This window comes from Streptomyces sp. NPDC033229 (genome assembly GCF_055576875.1).
In genome coordinates this window covers 46118-62165 of record NZ_JBVIQR010000013.1, presented here as the reverse complement: position 1 = coordinate 62165, position 16048 = coordinate 46118, and the positions used below count along the sequence as shown (strand labels likewise).

Here is a 16048-nt window from a genome sequence, read left to right as displayed (position 1 = left end):
GCCGCTGTTCGTGGGTGCGGTGCGCGACCGTCACGGGTCCGCCGGGGGGCCGCTACGGGAGGGTCGCGCCGTAGGCCGCCAGGGCCTCTCCCACCGGTTGATAGTAAGTCGTACCGCCCACGGTGCAGTTTCCGGTGCCGCCCGAGGTGAGCCCCAGCGCCCGGTCACCGGCGAAGAGAGGGCCGCCGCTGTCGCCCGGCTCGGCGCAGACGTCGGTCTGGATCAGCCCGGTGACCGTGCCCTCCTGGTAGTTCACCGTGGCGTCGAGGCCGGTGACCTTGCCGCTGCGCAGCCCGGTCGTGGACCCGCTGCGCGAGACGCGCTCCCGCAGGACCGCGTCGCGGAAGCCGGTGATGGTCTGCGTCCGGCCGTCGCCGAGGCTGACGGAGCCCGGATGCGCGACCGTCGGGTCGGTGTACTCCGCGAGGGCGTGGTCGTTGCCCGGGAAGCCGGCCCCGACGGTGCGGGCGATCACCGCCCCGCCCCGGCTCGCGGACCAGGCGGTGACGGCCCTGCCGCAGTGACCGGCGGTCAGGAACGCGGGCCTGCCGCCCCTGTCGACGACATTGAAGCCGAGCGAGCAGCGCGCGGAAGGCCCGTGGATCGCGTCACCGGCCCGGACGAAGCGCATGAGCCTGGCGGACGACTTCCGCACCACCACCGTCTCACCGAGGGAGCCGACGACCTTGTTGAGGCGCGTCAGCTTCTCGCCCGTGACCGTGGGATCGGCGGTGACGACGACGCGGTTGACTCTCGGGTCCGCCACCCAGGCGGTACCGGGGATCGCGGCCCGGGAGGCCAGCACCGACTGCGCGGTGGTGAGCCGGGCCTGTGAGAAGCGGACGACCCTGGGCTCGGCACCGGCCTCGCGGACCTCGCCCGCGGCCCTCCGGTCGGTGATGTTGACGACGAGCTTCCTGGCCACCGCGTCGTAGTACGCACCGGCCCCCACGTCCTTCAGCCGGGCGGGAAGCGTTCTCGCGAGCTGCCCGGCCGAGGCCGCGGACATCGCGCGCGGTTCCGGGGCGATCGACGCGCCGGCGTGCTGCGGACCGAGGGTCACCGCCGCGAGCACGGCCACCGCCGCGCCGGCCAGGGTGGTGCGCGCACGCATCAGGCTGGGCTTCAACTCGGCACCTCCGGTGGGGTCGGGCCCGGCGGCAGGGGGGGCGGCCTGGGCCCGGAGGACAGGCGACACAGGCCCGCCTCCCTGTACGAAAGGCGCGTCCATGCCAAGTTGCCCGTCGAGTATCCCGACCGGCGGAGGGAGTGCACAAGTATGAATTCCGGTTGCGCGCATGGCTATGCGCGCGCCCAGGGCGCGCACATCACGCTTTCGGGCGCGCGTGTCAGCCGCTGTGCGGGACAGGCGTTACGGAAGGGCGCGAAGGCGCAACTCCGGGGCCGCGCAAGCCGGTTCAGCCAGCGCGTTCACACCGGCCCGTTCACCCAGCCCGTTCGTCCAGCCCGTTCGTCCAGCCCGTTCACACCGGCCCGGGCGGCGTCCTTCCGGTGCCGTGCTCCGGCGGTCCACCGCTGCCCGGCGTCTCGTCATCGGCCCGGACGGACTGCGGGAACCCGGGCGGCAGCTCGGCATCCGAGGCCGGCGACGGATCCAACGGCACCGACTCGACAGCGGGCGACACCGGCTCCGGAGGGGCCGGGGCCGACTGCGGAGCCGGGGGCGCGGCTGCCGCGGGCGGGCCCTGCTGGGCCGACCGCTCCAGGAAGCGCAGCAGCTCCACGGGGAAGGGCAGCACCAGCGTGGAGTTCTTCTCGGCGGCGACGGCCACGATGGTCTGCAGGAGCCGCAGCTGGAGGGCGGAGGGCTGCTCGGACATGGTCGCGGCCGCCTCGGCGAGCTTCTTCGACGCCAGCAGCTCGGCGTCCGCGTTGATCACGCGGGCCCGGCGCTCGCGCTCGGCCTCCGCCTGCCGGGACATCGAGCGCTTCATCGTCTCCGGCAGCGAGACGTCCTTGATCTCGACGCGGTCGATGTGCACGCCCCAGCCGATGGCGGGGCTGTCGAGCATCAGCTCCAGGCCCTGGTTGAGCTTCTCCCGGTTGGAGAGCAGATCGTCGAGGTCGCTCTTGCCGATGATCGAACGCAGCGAGGTCTGGGCCATCTGCGAGACCGCGAAGCGGTAGTCCTCGACCTGGATGACGGCCTCCGCCGGGTCCACGACCTTGAAATAGACGACCGCGTCGACCCGCACGGTCACGTTGTCCCGGGTGATGCCCTCCTGGGCGGGGACGGGCATGGTGACGATCTGCATGTTCACCTTGCGGAGCCGGTCGACGCCCGGCACGATCATGGTGAACCCCGGTGGACGGATCTCGTCCCGCAGTCGGCCGAGCCGCAGCACCACACCGCGCTCGTACTGCTTGACCACCCGGGCCGCCGACGCCACGTACAGCGCACAGGCAGAGCCCGCGGCCACCGCCGCCACCACCAGCTCTTCGAGCATCACGACCCCCAGCCATCCGCATCGGGTGTCGTCTTCCACGGTATGCCCCCGGCGGGCAGGGGTCGAGCCCCCGATCCGGGCACGGATCGGGGGCTCTGGCACCCGCCGGCCGCAGGCGAGGGGGAAGAAAGGTGCGTGCTCGCGGCCGGAAGGAGGTCGGGCGGGTTCAGATGTCGTGCACGGTGCGCTCAGGCGACGACGGGTGTCAGGGGATGGTCACCCCGTAGGCGTTCAGTGCCTCGACGACCGGTTGGAAGAAGGTCGTACCGCCGGAGCGGCAGTCGCCACTGCCGCCGGAGGTGAGGCCTAGGGCGGTGGAACCGGCGAACAGGGCACCGCCGCTGTCGCCGGGTTCGGCGCAGACGGTGGTGCGGATGAGACCGGAGACCACATCGCCGTTGCCGTAGTTGACCGTGGCGTTGAGGCCGGTGACCTTGCCGCTCTTGAGCCCGGTCGTGGAGCCGCTGCGCTGGACGCTCTGCCCCACGGTCGGGTTGGCGGCGGAGGTGATCTTCTGGGAGCTGCCGTTGTAGAGGTTGACCTCGCTCGGGTGGGCGAGCGAGGTGTTGGTGTACTTCACGATCCCGTAGTCGTTGCCGGGGAAGCTCGATCCGGTGGTCGGGCCGATGCTGGTCGTGTGACCGGAGTTGCTGTAGTAAGCGGGGTTGCCCTCGGTGCAGTGACCGGCGGTCAGAAAGTAGTACGTGCTGCCGCTGCGGACGTTGAACCCCAGCGAGCAGCGCCAGCTCGGGGCGTAGATAGCGTCGCCGCCGCGCAGGAACTTCGAGAAGGTACCGGAGACCCGCTCGACGCGTATCGCGTCGGCGTTGGCACCCGCCTCCCGTTTGATCTTCGCTATCTCCGCCGCGGAGACGGTGGAGTCGGCGGAGACCAGGAGCGTGCCGGTCTCCTTGTCGACCATCCAGGCGGTGCCCGGGACGTCGGCGGTCCGCACGGCCGCACTCGCGGCGGACAGCTGGGAGGCGGTAGCGGGGGTGGCGGCCGAACCGGCCTCGGCGTGGGCGTTGGTGACGACGAGTGCGGACGCGGCCGCGAGCGAGGACGCCACGGCGATCAGCCGGGCACGTCTCGCGGTACCGCTGCGGGGGGTGGTGCGCTTGATCCTCACGTTGTTCCTCCCGAGTGGGGTCGGGGGTCCGCCGAGCGCGCGGGCCCGTGAGGCGCAGCCAAGAGGCACACCGGGTTCCGCTTTCGCCGTGCCCCTGACAAGCGCTGTTCGGGAGTATTCGGGCCGTGGACCTTGCGGCGCAAGAGCACCTTTCGGACGCCCGTCCGGGCATGGCCGAGGGCCCCGACGGCCTGTGCCGCCGGGGCTCGAAGCGGGTCGACCCACCGGGTCGCACCGCTTCGACGGGTCATCGGGCGACGGGGTTCCGCTCCCCCGCCGGGATGTCGACCGGCAGCGTGTTGCCGGGCGGCGGGAAGGGGCAGACGAAGTGGTCGGCGAAGGCGCACGGCGGCAGCAGCGCGCGGTTGAAGTCGACGGTCACCTTGCCGTCGGCGTCGGGTGCCGGTGGCCGCAGGAAGCGGAAGCGGTAGCTGGACCCGCCGCTCGTGCCGTCGGCGAACACCGTCCACAGCGAGCCGTCGGCCTCGGTCGCGACCTGCAGCGTGTGCCTCTCGCCGTCGACGGTGAACTCCAGCTCACCGGCGAGGCCGAGCCCCCGCTCCCGCCCGTCGGCGTTCTCCACCGCGACCGTGCGGTGCTCCTCGTAGGGGCGGAACAGCCCGGGCAGCACCCAGCGTTCGTCGTGGTCGAAGACGTCGATGCCGGCGAACTCCCGGCGCCTCGCCGCGTCCGGGTCGAAGACCCGGACCGCCCACAGTCCCTCGCGGCGCAGCACCGGCAGCCGCCGGTCGCCGTGCGCGACACGGGCGGTCTCGGGCCCGCCGTCGACGGTGAGCCGGACCGTGCCCGTGAACGGCCGCCCGTCGAGGGTGAGACCGTCCGCCGCCGTGGCGGTGAGCAGCACGTCGTCACCCTCGTCCGTCCACTGCCCCGGGACGGCCGGAATTCGCCCCTCCAAGTTATGGGCGATATCGGCGAGCCAGTATGTGCCGATGAGCGCGAGCGGCCCGTACGGTGCCGAGACCGCCTCGGTGCGCTGCTCGCGCCACGCCTTCCACTGCTGTTGTGCGTCAGAGCTCATGACCGCCAACCTTTCACGCTATTTTCACCGCGGGCAGCGGCAGGCCGAGGTGCTCGCGGAGAGTCGAGCCCGTGTACTCCGTACGGAACGCGCCACGCTCCTGGAGCAGGGGCACCACCCGGTCGACGAAGTCGTCGAGCCCGCCCGGGATGAGGTGCGGGACGAGGACGAAGCCGTCGGCGGCGCCCTGCTCGACGCACCGCGTCAGCCCGTCGGCGACCTCCGAGGGGGTGCCGACGAAGGACGGCCGTCGTCCGGTCGCCCCGATCACGGTCTGCCCTCGCTCGCGGAGTTCCGAGGCCTTCTCCCGGGCCTCGGCGGCGGTGTCGCCGAGGACGAAGGTCACGCCCGGCATGATCTTCAGGTCCTCGGGCCGTCGGCCGTGCGCGGCGAGGCGCCGCTTGACGTCGGCGTAGAAGGCGCGGCCCGCTTCCAGGGTGCCGTGCCGGGTGAGGACGACGTCGGCGGTGGCGGCGGCGAAGTCGCGGCCCTCCTCAAAGTCGCCCGCCTGGATGACGACGGGGTGCCCCTGGGGTGGGCGCGCCACGTCGAACTCCCCGGCGATGTCGAAGTGCCGCCCGTGGTGGACGAAGGGGCGGGGCGTCGCGTCGGGCGCCCAGGAGTCCCACAGTTCGCGAGCGGTGGCGACGAACTCCGCGGTGCGGGTGTGTCCGTCGGCCCCCTCGAGGTGGCCGACGCGCCGGAAATTCTCCCCGGTGAAGGCGTCGGAGGTGGTGACCATGTGCCACGCCGCGCGGCCGCCGCTGAGGTGGTCGAGGGAGGCGAGCCGGCGGGCGAGTTCGTAGGGCTCGTTGCAGGTGGCGTCGACCGTCGCGGCCAGGCCGAGCCGCTCGGTGACGGCCGCGAGGGCGCTCAGTACGGTGAGCGGCTCGGGCCGGCCGGCCACGTCGAGGTCGTGCGCGTGCCCCTGGTGCTCACACGGCCGCGGCCCGTCGGTGAGGAAGAGGAAGTCGAACAGCCCGCGTTCGGCGGTGCGCGCGAGGTGTTCGAAGGAGGCGAAGTCGAGCCGGCCGCCGGGGCGGGAGGCCGCCCGGACGGTGGTGTTGTCGACGCCGGGGAAGTGCGCGGCGAGGTGAAGCCGCCGCTGCCCGGTGCGGGTGGTCATGCGGTCTCCCTGGGGCGCGCGTAGCGGTTGGCGGGGCGGGGCAGACACAGGTGCTCGCGGAGCGTCGCGCCCGGGTAGAAGGAGCGCGGCAGGCCGCGGTGCTGGAGCACGGACACGGTGCCGTCGACGAGCAGCGGAAGGTCGCGGTCGATGTCCGTCGGCCGGAAGTGGAAGCCGTCCACCACCCCGTCCGCGTACCAGGTGCCGACGAAGTCGGCGAGGGCAACGGCGTCGGCGCTGGTGTGGAGCGCGACGGGCAGGGAGGCGAGGACCACCGTCCGGGCGGGGTCGCGGCCCTCGGCGCGGACACGGCGCCGTAAGTCGTCGGCGGCGGCGCGGACCGCCCTGAGGCCGCAGGCGCTCCGGGCCCGGATGAACGCGACGTCGGCGTGGCGGGCGGCGGCCGCGCGGGGCAGCGGATCGGTGGCGTCGACGGCGACGACCGGGCGGCCCTGCGGGGGCCGGGGCACGAGGGCGGGGCCGCGGACGCTGAAGCGGGGGCTTTCGAAGTCGACGCGGTGCAGCTTGTCGCGGTCGGTGAGCCGCCCGGTCGCCGTGTCGCGGATCTCCGCGCCGTCCTCCCGGCTGTCCCAGAGCCGGGCGACGACATCGGCGACCGCCTCCGCCTCCCGCCACAGTTCCGCGGCGGGCAGGGCGGGCCGGGGACCGAAGTGCCGCGCCTCGGCCCCGTCCGCGGAGACCCCGACGGACCAGCCCGCCCGGCCGCGGCTCACCCAGTCCAGGGTGGCGACGGCGGAGGAGACGTTGAAGGGCTCGGTGTAGGTGGTGGTGACGGTGGGCACCAGCCCGATCCGCCGGGTGGCGGGCGCGACCCGGGACAGCGTGGCGAGGGCGTCGGGGCGGCCCCGACCCCGCCGGGGCGGGGTGAAGCCGTCGCCGAGGGTGACGAAGTCGAGCCGGCCGCGCTCGGCGAGAGTGGCCGCGCGGATGTACGGCTCGGCGTCGAAGACGCCGGGCCGGTCGATGGCGACGGCCAGATGCAGGGGCCGGGTGGGTACGGGCATGGGGGTTCCCTGGGTAGATGTGGGGCGATGACGGTCGCGCGGAGTTCAGGTGCGGGAGCGCGGCGCGCCGCGACAGGAGAGCCGACGCGGGAAGGCCAGGGTGGCGCGGGCGTCGTTGTGCCGGAAGACCGACGCGTTGGGCGCGGGCAGCCGGGCGAAGGCGCCGGAGGCGCAGGCGTCGGTGTGCGGGCCGGGGGCGAAGCGGCGCGGGTGCGGCCGGCCGCCGCGGCCCAGGGTTCGGGCGTCGCCCGGGTCCACGGCGAGCAGCCCGGCGGCCGTGACGGCGCTCTCGCCGTGCGGGCCGCGCGGCAGCGGATCCCGGGGGCGGACGAGGGTGGGCGCGGGGAAGACGGCGAGGCCGGGGCTGTGGGCGGGGTCGGCTTCGATGCGGGACCGCGGCCCGTCCCGCAAGAAGTCGGCACCCGGGAAGAGTTCGGGGGCGTCGGCGGCGTTCCGCTCGACGAGGGCGGGGGCCGCCGGGGAGTCGACGGGGGGAGGGGCCGGGTACAGGGGGCACGCGGGCATGCGCAGGCTCCGTGGATGCAGAGAGCGAACACGGGACGGTGGCGGGCCTTCACAGTTGGCCGCGCCCCTCAGCACGGGCCAAGGCTTGAGGCTATTGCGAGGCCACGGCCCACTGTCAAGCCTGTCCGAACTCTGAGCATCGCGTCTCACCGGACGACCGGTACGGGATTGACGCGGAAACAGATGGCTGTTCCACTTACCCCATGGACTCAGGGCAACGGCTGGTCACGCGGGACCACATCGACTTCGGTCGGGTGTGGTCGGCGTCCTGTTCGGGCTGACTCCGCCTGTCGGCGCCCGACGCCGGCCCGCCATGTCATGGCGCGGCCACCGGCGTTGACGGGGCAGCCGAGGCACTCCCGCCCGCATCACGCCATATCGGCGCGCCTTCACCACCCGCGGCCATCGGCCGCACCCTCCCCTCGCACCATCCCGCTTCCCCAGCTCGGTGGGGGGGGGGGGGGGGGGGGGGGGGGGGGGGGGGGGAAAAACCCCCCCCCGGGGTCAAAGGGAAAAACAAAAACACAAACAACAACCCCCCCCAACCCCCCCCCCCCCCCCCCCCCCCCCCCCCCCCCCACTTTTTCCCCCCCCCCCCCCCCCCCCCCCCCCCCCCCCCCCCACACCTGCCTACGTGGCGTCAGCAGTCACAGCCGCAGTCACAGTCACACCCCTCACAGCACTTACCGCAACAGTCACAGCAGTCACAGCAATTGCCACAGTCGCCGCAGTCACCGCAGTCGCACTTGTGGCACCAGCCCTCGCGCTTCTCGCCGTCCCAGGGGTCGTGGTACTCACCGCTGCAGCACACCTGGCAGGTGCAGAAGAGCGCGGACCACACCGCGCAGCCGGCCAGCAGTCCGCGCCGCCTCCCCTGCCTCGGCGGCTCCGGCGGGGCACCGGGCGGCATCACCGGAGGCGGCCCGAAGGCGCCTTGGTGCCCGTCGTGCGCTTGGTGCGCCTGATGTCCGCAGCCGGAGGTGCCGAACGCCCGGTCGACCGCGCGCTCCAGCTCGTGCACCAGCAGGAGGTGCGCGAGCTTGCCCTGCCCCTTGCTGCCGAACTCGACCTCGCGCAGTGCGAGGCGCACCCCGTGCGCGGCGTCGTCACACAGCCGCCGCACCTCGGCGAGGTCCGCGCCCGTCGCGGCGATCGGGTTCCACGCACCGGCCTCGGCGTCCTCGGCCAAGTCCTCGACGGCGTCCAGCAGATGCGCGAGCCGACCGAAGAGCCGGCCCGCCTCCTCCAACGGTGCCCGGTTCTCCGGCCGTCCGGCCAGCACCGCCGTGTATCCGAAGGCGGCGGCGGTGGCCGTCTCGGTCGGCTCGGTGACCTCCAGCAGCGGTGTGCCGATTCCGGCCAGCGCCTCGATCCCCGACTGCCGCTCGACCGCCTCGACCAGCACGGAGGTGTCGAACCCCAGGTCCGAGCCGGTGCGGGCGCCCGCCCGGTCCCATTTGGCGGCGACCTTGCGAGCCGCGGCCGCCACCGGCCGCCGCGCCAACATTCCGTCACCGTCGGCGACATGGTCGCGCATCTTCGCCGAGGCCAGCACGAGCGAGACGGAGGCCGCCAGCCGCGCGCCCTCACCCTTCGCCACGGACGCGGTGCGCATGCCGCGCAGCGGACACGGTCCGGCCGTACGCCGCCAGGAGTTCGCCCCCTCGGAACGGGACGACTGCGCCTCGACGAGGACGGATATGATCAGCCCGTCATAATTCGTGGCTATTCGCGCGAACTGACCGTGATCCCCCCTCAGGGTGAGACATAGCCCGCAGAGATGAGCCATCCACTCCGCCCGCATCCCTTCGGACAGCCGGTGCCTGCAAGGCCTGATAATCCCGAACAAATCCCGCCCCCGTGTGTGGTGCCGATCAACCCGGGCATCCTATTGACCGGAGGAACGCGCCGAGCAGGGGCCCACACCCCGATCGTCGTCGCATATGCCCAGGTCCAGCGCCTGTGGCGGACATCTCGGGGTTTCTGACGCATCGCCAACCGCTTTGCACCAGATGCGTCACGAAATCCACGTGTGGCGGCTATCCACTTGGCACATCATCCGCATCATGGACGACCATAGAGGAGCGGGCGGAACACACCGCGTGTGAGAGGAGGCGTCCATGGGATCGGTGCGCAAGGCGAGTGCCTGGCTTGGCCTCGTCGACGACAGCGATGACGAGCGCTACTACGACGACGACTACACCGACGCCGAGGGACCGGTGCCCGGCGACTCCTGGGTGACCAACCCGAAGGTGCTGGTGACCGACGAGGCCGCGCAGGAGCAGGGCACCCGCATCGCCACGGTCACCCCGGACGGCTTCCGGGACGCCCGCGGCATCGGCGAGCTGTTCCGGGAGGGTGTCCCGGTGATCGTGAACCTCACCAGCATGGAGCCCAACGACGCCAAGCGCGTCGTGGACTTCGCGGCCGGCCTGACCTTCGGCCTGCGCGGCACGATCGAGCGCGTGGCCAACCGCGTCTTCCTGCTCACCCCCGCCGACTACAAGGTGGTCAGCGGCGAGCACACCGGCCGCGCGAACGGCGGCTTCTTCAATCAGAACTAGCCTTCAATCAGAACTGGCGGGGGTGGGGGTCACCGAACCAGCGGGACGGGGGTTGCCGCCCGGGGGCCGGGGCTACCGGGGGCCGAGTGAGCGTGGGGGTCGAAAACGCAGGGGGGTGCTCACCGGAACGCGTCGAGGCCGGTGAGCGCCTTGCCCAGCACGAGCTGGTGCATCTCGACGGTGCCTTCGTAGGTGAGCACCGATTCCAGGTTCGTGGCGTGCCGCATCACGGGGTACTCGAGTGAGATCCCGTTCGCGCCGAGGATCGTCCGGGCCGTACGGCAGATCTCGATCGCCTCCCGCACGTTGTTGAGCTTGCCGAAGCTGACCTGCTCCGGCCGCAGTTTGCCCGCGTCCATCCGCCGCCCCAGATGGTGGGCGAGCAGGATGCCCTTGTGCAGCTCCACGGCCATGTCGGCGAGCTTGGCCTGGGTGAGCTGGAAGCCGCCGATCGGCTTGCCGAACTGCTCGCGGGTCCTCGCGTAGTCGAGCGCCGACTCGAAGCTCGCGCGCGCGGCGCCCATCGAGCCCCAGACGATGCCGTAGCGGGCGTGGCTGAGGCAGCTGAGCGGCCCGCGCAGCCCGGTGACCTCCGGGAGCACCGCGTCGGCGGGCAGCCGTACCTCGTCGAGGACGAGCTCGCTGGTGACCGAGGCGCGCAGGGACCACTTGTGCCGGATCTCGGGCGCCGAGAAGCCGGGGCGATCGGTGGGGACGACGAAACCGCGAATGCCGTCGTCGGTCTGTGCCCAGACGACCGCGACCCCGGCCACCGAACCGTTGGTGATCCACATCTTGCGGCCGGTCAGCACCCAGTCGTCGCCGTCGCGCTTGGCGTGGGTGCGCATGCCCCCGGGGTCCGAGCCGTGGTCGGGTTCGGTGAGCCCGAAGCAGCCGATGATCTCGCCGGCGGCCATGCCGGGCAGCCACTGCCGCTTCTGTTCCTCGGAACCGAAGCGGTGGATGGCGTACATCGCGAGGGAACCCTGGACGGAGAGCAGCGAGCGGATGCCGGAGTCCGCGGCCTCCAGCTCCAGGCAGGCGAGGCCGTACTGGACGGCGCTGGCGCCCGCGCAGCCGTAGCCGGTGAGCTGCATGCCGAGGGCGCCGACGGACCCCAGCTCGCGGGCGAGTTCACGGATGCCGGGCAGTTCGCCGCGCTCGTACCACTCGGCGATGTGGGGCAGCACCCGGTCGGTGGCCCACCGGCGGACGGTGTCGCGTACGGCCAGGTCCTCGTCGGTCAGCAGATCGTCGAGGCCCAGCGGGTCGCGCGGGTCGAACGACGGCAGCGTGCGTACGGACATCTCGGCCTCCGGCTCGGCACGGACGCACTCTCCGCCCGCGGTGTGATCATCCCAGGCGTCCCGACGCTACGACCGGGTAACCCTCGCCGTCCAGACCCTGCCCCTGCCGGGCCCGGTCCGGGGTCAGCCCGCGGTGACTCCGCGCACCGGGGCGCGGTCGCGGGGTGCCGCGCCGCCGTCGTCCGCGCCGCACGGCGAACCCTCGGTGGACGCCGCACCGCACTCCATGACGCGCGGCAGGCGCAGCGCCGCGAGCGCGCCGAGGAGCAGCAGCCCGGCGCTGACGCCGAGGGTGACGTGCAGACCGTGGACGAAGGAGTCGCGCGCGGCGGTGCGCAGGGCCTCGCCGGCCGGGCCGCCGAGGCGGTGCGCGACCTCGTACGCCTCGCCGAGCGAGTGGCTCGCGGCGGCACCGGCCGCGCTCGGCACACCGGGGGCGGAGGTGACGCCGGGGGCGTAGGCGGCGTTCATGACGGTGCCCAGGAGGGCGATGCCGATGCCCGCGCCGAGCTGGTAGGAGGTCTCGCCGATCGCGGCGGCACCGCCCGCGGACTCGGCGGCGGCCTCGCTGAGCATGGATTCGTAGGCCCCGAAGAGCGTGGTCTCCAGGCCGAAGCCGAGGAGGACGAAGCCCGCGACGAGGACACCGGGCCGGTCGTGCTGGCCCATCATCGTCAGGGAGAGGACCGCCGCGGCGGTCAGGACGAAGCCGAGGCTCACCATCGCGCGGGGGCCGAAGCGGTGCAGCATGCGGGAGCCCGCGAGGCCCGAGGCCATCGCGGCGAGGGTGAGCGGCAGCAGCCGCAGACCGGTTTCGAGCGGGGTGAGGCCGAGGACGAGCTGGAGGTACTGGGCGGCTATCAGCTCGAGGCCGACCAGCGCCAGCATGGCCAGCACGATGCAGCCCACCGAGGTGCCGAAGGCCGGCCGGGCGAACAGGGTGAGGTCGACGAGGGGGTGCTCGCGGCGCCGCTGCCGGCGGGCGAAGAGGATCAGCAGGGCGATGCCCAGGGCCGTCGGCACGACGGTGGCGAGGCTCAGCAGCTCACCGCCGCCCGCCCGCTTCACGCCGAGGACCACCCCGAAGAGTCCGAAGGCGGCCATCAGCGCGCCGAGGACGTCCCACGGCCCGTTCCGGTCGCCGGTCGACTCGGGCAGCAGCCATCGTCCAATCGGGAGGCTGACCACCATCAGCGGGATGTTGATGAGGAAGACCGATCCCCACCAGAAGTGTTCGAGGAGGAACCCGCCGAGCAGCGGGCCGGCGGCAGCGCCCACGGCGGCCACGGCGCTCCAGATGCCGATGGCCAGCGCCCGCTCCCGCCGGTCGGGGAAGACCTGCCGGAGGATCGAGAGCGTGGCAGGCATGATCATCGCGCCGCCGACGCCGAGCAGCGCCCTGGCCCCGATGAGCACCTCCGGCGTGGTGGCGACCGCGGCGAGCGCGGAGGCGACGCCGAAGAGCCCGTAGCCGAGGAGCAGCACCCGGCGGCGGCCCACCCGGTCGCCGAGGGTGCCGAAGAGGATGAGGAGCGAGGCGCAGACCAGGGGGTAGACGTCGACGATCCACAGCAGTTGGATCGCGCCGGGCCGCAGGTCCTCGGTGACGGCCGGTACGGCGACGTGCAGCACGGTCGCGTCGACGGCGACCAGCAGCAGGCTGACGCACAGGACGACGAGGACGGTCCAGCGGCTCGCCCCGGCTCCCGGTCCCTGCCCGCGGCGCGGCCGCTGCCGCTGTCCGTACCGGGACCGCTGCCGGGGAACGCCCGCCGCCCGTGAGGGGCCGGCCGTGGTCGTCCCGGACATACATACACCTCCGTGTCATGCGCGCTCGCCGCCGACCGCGGGCCTTGGGGGACTGTGGACCCGCAGGTGACCTGGGCGAGTGAGTCGACAGCGTACGCGAGTCCCGGACCGCCATACGTGGCCTCGCTCACGTCGAACGACGGACCGCCCGGGGCACGGGTGTGCATGCTGGACAATCGATCGGTGACCGATCTCCTCTCCTCCACCGGCGCGGGCGCCCCCGCGGCCGCCCGCACCGGCCGCCCGCCCGGCGCCCGCGCGGCGCTGCGGCACGCCGCCCCCGCGCTGCTGGTGTACGCGGGGATCCGGTGCTTGGGGATCGTGGTGCTCACGGTGTGGGGGTGGGCCGCGGGGAAGGATCCGCATCAGCTGCTCTCGGCCCGCTGGGATTCGCTCTGGTATTCCCGGATCGCCGAGGAGGGCTACGGGTACACGCTGCATCTCGCCGGCGGCAAGGTGCACTCCGATCTGGCGTTCTTCCCGCTGCTGCCGTGGCTGGAGCGGGCGCTGTCCGCCGTCCTCCCGCTCTCGGCGGCCGACGCGGGGCTCGTGATCAGCGCCGTCGCCTCGCTCTTCGCCGCCTGGGCGGTCTTCGCGGTCGGCGACCGGGTCGGCGGGCGGCGCACCGGTCTCGCGCTCGCCGCCCTGTGGGCGGCGCTGCCGGTCGGCATCGTGCAGTCGATGGCCTACTCCGAGTCGCTCTTCACGGCGCTGGCCGCGTGGAGTGTGTACTGCGTGCTGACCGGCCGGTGGGTGTGGGCGGGGTCGCTCGCGGCACTGGCCGGGCTGACCCGGCCGGTGGGGGCGGCGGTCGTCGCGGCGGTGTGGATCACGGCGGCGGTGACGCTGTTGCGGGCGCGCCGCACGGGCGGGCGGGAGCCGCTCGCCCGGATGGCGCTCGGGATCGTGCTCGCTCCACTTGGCTGGCTCGCGTACTTCGCCTGGGTCGGCGTGCGGACCGGGAGCGTGACCGGCTATCTGGACGTCCAGGGCGGCTGGGGCAACGGCTTCGACGGCGGGCTGGCCTTCGGTTCCTTCATCGCCGGGCGCCTGACGGGCTCCGCGTGGCCCGCCGGGGTCGGCCTGCTGATCGGCGTCGCCCTGGTGATCCGGCTGTATGCGGCGGGTGTGCGGCAGCGCCAGCCGCTGCCGCTCCTGGTCTACGCGGGGGTGGTCCTGCTGCTCGCCCTGACCGCCAAGGGGTACTTCGGCTCCAAGCCGCGGCTGATGCTGCCCGCCTTCCCGCTGCTGCTGCCCCTGGCGGCGGCGCTCGCGCGGCTGCGGACGGCGCGGGCGGTGGGGGCTCTCGGGGCGGTGGCCCTGGCGTCGGCGCTCTACGGAGCGTTCTGGCTGCACGGCTCCGGCCCGCCATGATCGTCAATTCGGGTGCCGGACCGGCCGGGCGGGAAACGGCGCGGAACGCCTCGGCCAAGCACTGATAAACGGTGTCGCACAAAAGAGAATTAACGCATCACCGGCCTTGTCCGGCACCCGGTACCGGATTCTTTAAGCGTTTCTTATTCCGCCTGCTCGAAGTGGTGACGGTCCGCCTTGAGACGCATTCCACATCACATCGTCATCACAAAGAGGCCTGATCGGCCGAAGCTTCCCGTCACGCAATGTAACGTCCATTGAGTGCGTACCAACGACGAGCTCGCCCACGTGGAGGAGCGCCTCACCGAACCCGTGCGACCACGGATGACCCGGACCCGTCTGGGGATCTTCGTGGCGACCCTCACGGTCTACGTGGCGATCGTGGTCGGCGTGCTCACCACGTCCTGGCCCGTGCGTTTCGACTGGCAGGTCATGCTCTTCCGGCCGTACAAGCAGTGGCCGGAGATCCACACCTTCCTCGACTACTTCGTGGTCCTGGGCCAGCGCGGCCCGACCGCGGTCGCGGTGGCCGCCTGGCTGGGCTGGTGCACCTACAAGCAGAAGACCCTGCGCCCGCTGCTGGTGCTGGGCACCTCGCTGCTGCTGCTCAACGCCACCGTGGGCGCCGCGAAGATCGGCATGGGCCGGCTCGGACCGCACTACGCCACCTCGATCGGCTCCAACGAGATGTTCGCCGGCGGCGACATATTCCCCTCCGGCCACACCGCGAACGCGGTGGTGACCTGGGGCGTTCTCGCCTATCTGGCCACCACGCCGCGGAGCCGCCGGGTCGCCTCCGTCACCGCCGCGCTCCTCGCGCTCGGCGTCGGCATGACGACCGTGTACCTCGGCACCCACTGGATCAGCGATGTGACGCTCGGCTGGAGCGCCGGACTGCTGGTGCTGCTCGCCCTGCCGTGGTTCGAGGCGCCGATGGCGGTCGCCGAGGCGTGGCTGCTGGGCGTCTGGCACCGGCTGCGCGAGCGCACCGCGCTCGTGCCGGCCCCGGCCGCACCGATCGCCCTGGGCGGCCCGCGCACCCCGGTCGACGACGAACTGCCCGCCCGCGAGCCGGTGGGCGCCGGCAGCCGCGCCGGTGGGCGCGTCCCCGACGGCAGACCCCATCTGTCGCCCCGGCCGCACACGGCGCGCTCCGAGCGGACGCCGGTCACCCCGACCGGCAGCCGCCGCCCGCCGCACTCCGACCGGGCGCCGCGCACCACGCCGGTGCTCCCGGCCACCGGTCGCGGCCGCACCGTCGGCGGCTGACGGACCACAGCGGCGCGGGGCGGTACGCACCACTCCCCCGCGGACACGAACAACGCGACGACGGACCGGCCCCGGAAGCTCTCACCGAGCTTCCGGGGCCGGTCCGCATGCGCTCACCCCGCGGGCGCGCCGGACCCGGTCAGCCCTTCCAGCAGCGTCGTACGGTGTCGTCCTCGACCTCGAAGTTGAGCCGGCCCACCTGGTACTCCATGGTGATGACGGCGCCGGGCGGCAGCGCCCGGACGGTCGCCCAGCCGGATGCCCGCGCCCGGTCGGCGGCCGTCCCGGCATCGAGTCCCACGTACGCCTCGGGGGCGTCCTCGGGGTCCGTCGGAAAGTTCGGTAGAGGTGCCATGCGGGCCACCGTAGGCGGCCCGGCGGGGGCGGTGGAAGGCGGGTCGTGCCATGAC

Annotated in this window: 14 protein-coding genes; 3 read left to right on the top strand and 11 right to left on the bottom strand. The window is 73.0% G+C overall.

Annotated elements, in window-relative coordinates; genetic code table 11:
- Positions 1–52 precede the first annotated feature (52 nt).
- The 8 genes from ACZ53N_RS14265 to ACZ53N_RS14230 all read right to left on the bottom strand — a co-directional run bounded on the left by ACZ53N_RS14265 (position 53) and on the right by ACZ53N_RS14230 (position 9164).
- A complete protein-coding gene (locus ACZ53N_RS14265) occupies positions 53–1114 on the bottom strand; it encodes a S1 family peptidase (RefSeq protein WP_469141225.1) in 1062 nt (353 codons plus the stop codon).
- Positions 1115–1484: 370 nt separating this feature from the next.
- The gene (locus tag ACZ53N_RS14260; protein ID WP_469141224.1) at positions 1485–2468 is read right to left on the bottom strand and encodes a slipin family protein; all 984 of its coding nucleotides are present in this window, start codon (positions 2466–2468) and stop codon (positions 1485–1487) included.
- A 205-nt stretch (positions 2469–2673) separates the two neighbouring features.
- Positions 2674–3597: a S1 family peptidase gene (locus ACZ53N_RS14255; RefSeq protein WP_469141148.1), complete on the bottom strand. Its 924-nt coding sequence runs from the start codon at positions 3595–3597 to the stop codon at positions 2674–2676.
- Between the two features lie 247 nt (positions 3598–3844).
- Positions 3845–4639: a DUF1684 domain-containing protein gene (locus ACZ53N_RS14250; protein WP_469141147.1), complete on the bottom strand. Its 795-nt coding sequence runs from the start codon at positions 4637–4639 to the stop codon at positions 3845–3847.
- A 13-nt stretch (positions 4640–4652) separates the two neighbouring features.
- Positions 4653–5765: an LLM class flavin-dependent oxidoreductase gene (locus tag ACZ53N_RS14245; RefSeq protein ID WP_469141146.1), complete on the bottom strand. Its 1113-nt coding sequence runs from the start codon at positions 5763–5765 to the stop codon at positions 4653–4655.
- On the bottom strand, positions 5762–6790 hold the full coding sequence (locus ACZ53N_RS14240; RefSeq protein ID WP_469141145.1) for an LLM class flavin-dependent oxidoreductase: 1029 nt from the start codon (positions 6788–6790) through the stop codon (positions 5762–5764). The genes ACZ53N_RS14245 and ACZ53N_RS14240 overlap by 4 nt, the downstream gene beginning before the upstream one ends.
- A gap of 45 nt (positions 6791–6835) precedes the next feature.
- Complete coding sequence (locus ACZ53N_RS14235) at positions 6836–7315, bottom strand: hypothetical protein (protein WP_469141144.1); 480 nt, start codon at positions 7313–7315, stop codon at positions 6836–6838.
- A 640-nt stretch (positions 7316–7955) separates the two neighbouring features.
- Entirely contained in the window at positions 7956–9164 is a 1209-nt protein-coding gene (locus ACZ53N_RS14230) for a DUF5685 family protein (protein WP_469141143.1), read from the bottom strand.
- 271 nt (positions 9165–9435) lie between these two features.
- Between ACZ53N_RS14230 and ACZ53N_RS14225 the strand changes: the two genes are divergently transcribed.
- Positions 9436–9879 (top strand): cell division protein SepF, encoded by a 444-nt coding sequence (locus tag ACZ53N_RS14225; protein ID WP_469141142.1) that lies wholly within the window; start codon positions 9436–9438, stop codon positions 9877–9879.
- A gap of 119 nt (positions 9880–9998) precedes the next feature.
- Here the strand turns inward: ACZ53N_RS14225 and ACZ53N_RS14220 are convergent, their stop codons facing one another.
- Both ACZ53N_RS14220 and ACZ53N_RS14215 read right to left on the bottom strand, forming a co-directional pair.
- Entirely contained in the window at positions 9999–11186 is a 1188-nt protein-coding gene (locus ACZ53N_RS14220) for an acyl-CoA dehydrogenase family protein (RefSeq protein WP_469141141.1), read from the bottom strand.
- 123 nt (positions 11187–11309) lie between these two features.
- Positions 11310–12995: an MFS transporter gene (locus ACZ53N_RS14215; RefSeq protein ID WP_469141140.1), complete on the bottom strand. Its 1686-nt coding sequence runs from the start codon at positions 12993–12995 to the stop codon at positions 11310–11312.
- Between the two features lie 183 nt (positions 12996–13178).
- Here ACZ53N_RS14215 and ACZ53N_RS14210 point away from each other — a divergent pair, with 183 nt between their 5' ends.
- Together ACZ53N_RS14210 and ACZ53N_RS14205 are read left to right on the top strand one after the other, a co-directional pair.
- Positions 13179–14369, top strand: a complete 1191-nt coding sequence (locus tag ACZ53N_RS14210) for a hypothetical protein (RefSeq protein WP_469141139.1) — start codon at positions 13179–13181, stop codon at positions 14367–14369.
- Positions 14370–14630: 261 nt separating this feature from the next.
- Entirely contained in the window at positions 14631–15638 is a 1008-nt protein-coding gene (locus ACZ53N_RS14205; RefSeq protein WP_469141138.1) for a phosphatase PAP2 family protein, read from the top strand.
- A gap of 139 nt (positions 15639–15777) precedes the next feature.
- On the opposite strand, the gene ACZ53N_RS14200 is transcribed toward ACZ53N_RS14205, so the two are convergent.
- Positions 15778–15993, bottom strand: a complete 216-nt coding sequence (locus ACZ53N_RS14200) for an I78 family peptidase inhibitor (RefSeq protein ID WP_469141137.1) — start codon at positions 15991–15993, stop codon at positions 15778–15780.
- Positions 15994–16048 lie beyond the last annotated feature (55 nt).